This is a genomic window from Halorientalis persicus (assembly GCF_900110215.1).
GTDB lineage: Archaea > Halobacteriota > Halobacteria > Halobacteriales > Haloarculaceae > Halorientalis > Halorientalis persica.
The window spans coordinates 1-3512 of record NZ_FOCX01000086.1; the positions used below are offsets into that span (position 1 = coordinate 1).

The window sequence follows — 3512 nt, forward strand, 5'->3', positions numbered from 1 at the left end:
GGCTACTCCACGTCAGACGACGGGACTGGGCTCGGATTACAGATCGTCGAACAGATCGTCGACGCGCACGGTTGGTCAATCGCTGTTGTTGTGAGCGACGCTGGTGGCGCGCGGTTCGAGATTACGGGCGTCAAAAAAAGAGAATGATAGAGATACGAGCGCATACCCCCGCCTTCCCGTGAGCGACGAGTGTGCCGATACCAGTCGGAACCGAGGAGCGAACAGGCGGGGGTCAGGCGGACACTCAGGGGATACAAACCACCGTACTGCGGCCAGATTGGATGACCGACCGAAGGTTTTTTTTTTCTTGGCCCGACGTATTGGAAATTGCTACGGAATCGGTGAGATGCCGGCCCCCAACAGACAAGGGGCGGTGACGACCACGGTCTGATCGTCACACGGCAATGACATCGATTCCGATGGGGTCGTCCGAGAGACGGCGTCTCTCGTGATCACGAAAATCTCCGATTTTCGAACGACCTGCGTGACCGGGCCACAGCCCTACAGTGAGGGAGAAAGCGAGAGTTTCACCGGGATGCTGCCGGTTCCCTCTGAGTGCGGGTTGGCCGGAATGCCTTGGTTCGGCAGGGCAGTCACCCGGTGGCCGGATGCCACGGCCTTCAGGCCGTGGAGGAGGTCACGCGATTCCACGGATTTGTGGCTTCCCATCTTCCCGAGATCGTCTGACGGATTGCTGGGGAGTAGAACCAAGTGCTTTCGGCCAGACAAGCCGTGTAGTACGATTGATGGATATTCCCGACCAACTTCGCTGTCTGTTCTCTGTGTCTGTCGAGAAACGCAATGACTCGGTTGTTATCGAAATCCCAGAACAAGAGATTCAGAATGGTGATCTCCAGCCCAGCAAGACGTATCGTGCGGCTGTGCTGGCCGCACGTACAGCCGACGAGACCAGCGATACCGACGCTACCACCCAGTCCACGCATCCCCCACAGACACCGCCCGTTGAAGAGGGGGAGCAGCGGACTGTTGAAATCGAAGATCTCGGTGACCAAGGTGACGGCATCACTCGAGTTGAGCGTGGGTTCGTTGTCATTGTCCCTGATAGCAAACAAGGCGAACGCGTTACCGTCGAAATCACTGATGTCCAACGGAATGTTGCCTTCGCGGAGGTTGTCGAACGTCTCGACTACTACGAGTAATGATATATTTTAACAGGTAGCGTCGATAGATACTTTATATCGGTTCCATTGGCCATGACTGCCCACGGATCCCCGCCATACGAATTCACCCTCGATCGGCGTCGGTTACTGCAACTCGGCACAGTCACGACCACGGCAGCACTCGGTGGCTGTTTCGGTTTCGGTGCGACCGACTATCCGACGTACACCGAGTGGGTTCCGTCACAAGATACGGGCCTAACGCTCGCGTATGTCGACTTTCGAATCGCAGAAGAGTCCCAAAAGGCCAATCAGTTGCTTCCGCTGCTCCTGCCGTCGAGGGATACTATCAGCGGAAGTGAAACTGTTCCCGAACTTCAGGGTTTGAACGCTATCGACGATCCCTTTCTCGTGTGGCCGCTCGATACCTGGCGGCGACTCCTCGCAGGCATGGGTATCGGTCTCGGAGGGGGGCTGGGGTATCTCGTGGACCCAGAACGACCGGCAGAAACGGTCGATGAGCTATTCGTCGTCGATGATGTTGCCGTCGCGACCGGGGAGTTCGACGCGGAGCGAGCAGACGAGACGCTCCGCTCCGGGCCCGACAATTCACCCGGAGATATCGCACACGAGACTGTTGGCGAACAGGGCACGTTCACTCTCTATGAATCGACGAGAGAGGAGCTGGATACAGTTATCGCAGTCAGCGAGACGGCCGTAGTACTGGGCGATACTCGTGACGCAGTGCAGACAGTTATCGAGACGTGGCAAGGGGACCACGATCGGGCCGTCGCCGACGCCGGTCCATTCGGACGGTTGATCGACGCCGCTGGGGACGGTGACTTCGTAGCTGGGTGGACAGGCCCGGTCAACCTGGATGAGCGCACCGTTGGCGACCCAGCCGCCCGTCTTTCCGGTGACCCCCTCTCCGAACGCGAGCACGTGATCAGTTCCATCTCGTTCACTCCCAACACCGACGAGATCACGGCGAAACTCGCCGTCGAAGACGCGGGACTCACCGAAACCACGCGGGATCGCATCACTTCTCAGCTGGGGACTTCGGCCGAAGAGATGTCCGTAAACCGACGTGGCGACGGACTCTCCGCCACTGCGACGTACCCAGCGGACGCTCTCGATCTCACGTTCAGTCCACCGGAGACAACGGACAGGAACGACGAGACAAACGAATCGGTTCCGCCCGAAGGCGACACCCCTCCCGAGGTCGCGGACGCAGTTCCGGACGGGGCACTCAATTTCAGCTATAATGCCGACCGGCACCGCTTCGCAGTCACACTCGAGACGAACCTCACGATCGACAAGCTAACCCTGCGAGCAGTCCAACGAGACTACGAGACGTGGACGACATCACCGAGCACGAACTCCGACCTCGGGATCGGCGTCGACCCAGACGGTGACGTGGTAATCGTTACCGCGACCGTCGACGGTGTCTCGGGCGAGGTTGCCCGCCGAACAGTTCCCTGAGGCGTGAGAAGCCGTCTCCGCGATGTCTCGTCTCCAGTCCTGAAACGCCGCTTCCCGGAGTTCAGAACTTGCGGTCGTCGAACTCAGCGGGCTCACGCGAGATCGTGAGCGATCCGCTGCCCGCCGCCTCGGCGACGAGCGGTTTCGCGTCGCGCACCAGGGCCGGGACTTAGATTTTAGGGTGCGGTTCCGGGTTTGAAATCCTGTTTCCTGTCTTATTGGGATGGGGGCGAAAGATCGGAGTGCAATGTCCGCTGACGACCTTCGGCCCTCCAGATTGGTCGCGACGTTCGGAGCCCTCCTCCTGGTCTCCAGTGCCGTGACCGGTGCTGCCGCAGTGGCAGCGCCGATAGGCAGTACACCGACTGATGACGGACCATCCGACGTGTCCGATGTGTCCGGCGAGGAGATCGTCGACACGTTCGAAGAGCGAGTCGACTCGATAGACACGCTGGTGATGACCAAGACGACGAAAATGACCATGGACGGGAACCAAACCTCGACGACCGAGACGAAACTCTGGGCCGACTTCGAGACTGATCGGCTCCGACGCGAAGTCGTCGAGTCCAGTGCTGGTTCTGAGACGATCACCGTCCGGAACGAAACCGGGACGATCACGTACACGCCCGACGAAAACCGGTACAATACGTACGATATGACCTCGAACGTTTCGACGATGGTCACGCGGATGGTCGGGTCCGCCGAGTTCGAGTACGAGGCCAGTGAGACAGTCGACGGCAACGAGGTCTATCGACTCCGTGCAATTCCGAACACCACGGCGGACCGGAATGCTGACGTAACGGGGACAGTCTGGGTCGACACCGAGACGTACTTCCCGACGAAGGTGACCGTCGACACCGACACCGAGCGAATGAACTACACCATGACGATGCAGTTCTCGAACGTCAGCCT

Annotated in this window: 3 protein-coding genes and 1 pseudogene; all 4 read left to right on the plus strand. The window is 59.3% G+C overall.

From position 1 onward, the window contains the following. Positions 1-147, plus strand: a 147-nt coding sequence (locus BMX17_RS27200; RefSeq protein ID WP_139203788.1) for an ATP-binding protein, incomplete at its 5' end; no start/stop codon positions are given. A 599-nt stretch (positions 148-746) separates the two neighbouring features. After that, positions 747-1160, plus strand: coding sequence for a TRAM domain-containing protein (locus BMX17_RS24620; protein WP_092665228.1), 414 nt, complete (start codon positions 747-749; stop codon positions 1158-1160). A gap of 342 nt (positions 1161-1502) precedes the next feature. Beyond that, entirely contained in the window at positions 1503-2600 is a 1098-nt protein-coding gene (locus BMX17_RS24625; RefSeq protein ID WP_139203790.1) for a hypothetical protein, read from the plus strand. Between the two features lie 247 nt (positions 2601-2847). Next, positions 2848-3512 (plus strand): annotated as a pseudogene (locus BMX17_RS24630) (outer membrane lipoprotein-sorting protein); the annotation flags it as partial.

What these genes read in the sequence shown, in the direction of transcription:
- BMX17_RS24620 (WP_092665228.1), top strand. Translation starts at nt 747, where the DNA reads ATGGATATTCCCGACCAACTTCGCTGTCTGTTCTCTGTGTCTGTCGAG.